The sequence below is a fragment of the Vibrio sp. IB15 genome, assembly GCF_016406055.1.
Taxonomy (GTDB): Bacteria; Pseudomonadota; Gammaproteobacteria; order Enterobacterales; family Vibrionaceae; genus Vibrio; species Vibrio chagasii.
The window spans coordinates 1-1,305 of the sequence record NZ_JAEFCE010000141.1 but is presented as its reverse complement, the minus strand read 5'-3'; the positions used below and the strand labels follow the sequence as shown (position 1 = coordinate 1,305).

At 44.4% G+C, this 1,305-nt stretch carries 1 protein-coding gene; it reads left to right on the top strand.

Annotation, left to right across the window (positions count from 1 at the left end; translation table 11 throughout):
- Positions 1–63 precede the first annotated feature (63 nt).
- A complete protein-coding gene (locus tag JC606_RS23115) occupies positions 64–1,272 on the top strand; it encodes an IS256 family transposase (RefSeq protein ID WP_137406691.1) in 1,209 nt (402 codons plus the stop codon).
- Positions 1,273–1,305 lie beyond the last annotated feature (33 nt).

Genomic DNA, 1,305 nt, shown 5'->3' with positions numbered 1-1,305 from the left:
GAGACTGTCCTAAATTCTGTGTAACTGTCTAAACTTAAGCCTTAAAGGCTAAGGATGGATAGTATGGATAAGAAAGCACTTGAAGCTTTTGCTCGTGAAGCAGCTAAGTCAATTAAGACAGAAACTGATCTTGATGACTTCCGAAAAATGTTAACCAAGGTGACTGTTGAGACGGCATTGAATGTCGAGCTTGATGAGCACCTTGGTTACGAAAAACACTCCCCTAAACCTAGTTCTAACTCCCGTAATGGGTACTCCACCAAGTCGATTATCACTGATGATGGTGAAGTGCCAATAGACGTTCCTCGTGACCGAGAGTCAAGCTTTGAACCAAAGCTGGTTCGTAAGCATCAAACTCGCTTCCAGTCGATGGATGACAAAATCTTAAGCCTCTATGCTAAAGGCATGACGACCCGAGAAATCGTAGCCACATTCAAGGAAATGTACGATGCGGATGTCTCACCAACCCTTATATCTAAGGTGACGGACTCTGTTCTGGAGCAGGTTGTTGAATGGCAATCTCGCCCATTAGATGAAGTCTACCCCATCGTCTATCTCGACTGTATTGTCGTTAAAATCAGACAAGATAAACAGGTCATCAACAAAGCCGTTTATCTTGCTTTAGGCGTAAATATGGAGGGGCAAAAAGAACTGCTTGGTATGTGGCTGTCAGAAACGGAAGGCGCTAAGTTCTGGCTTGCTGTACTAACAGAGCTGCAAAACCGCGGAGTAAAAGACATTCTTATTGCATGTGTCGATGGCCTGAAGGGCTTTCCTGACGCCATTAATGCAGCATTCCCAAATACCCAGATACAACTCTGCATCGTCCATATGGTGAGAAACTCAGTCAAGTACGTACCTTGGAAGGACTATAAGGCTGTCACTGCCGATCTTAAGAAAATCTATCAATCGAAAACGGAAGATGAAGCACTACTCGCCTTAGAGCAGTTCTCAGATAAATGGGATGATAAATACCCTCAGATCAGCCGCTCCTGGACAGCGCATTGGAATAACCTGAACACGCTCTTCAACTACCCCGAAGACATTAGGCGAGCGATCTACACAACCAACGCTATAGAATCACTGAATAGCGTTATTAGAAAAGCGATTAAGAAGCGTAAACTGTTCCCGACTGATGAGTCGGCAAGAAAAGTGATCTTCTTAGCGATCCAGGATGCGTCCAAGAGATGGACAATGCCAATCAGAAACTGGCGACAAGCCCTGAACCGCTTTATGATTATGTTCGAAGACCGACTCACTGAATATATGTAACCCCGACAGTTACACAGAATTATTTACAGGGTC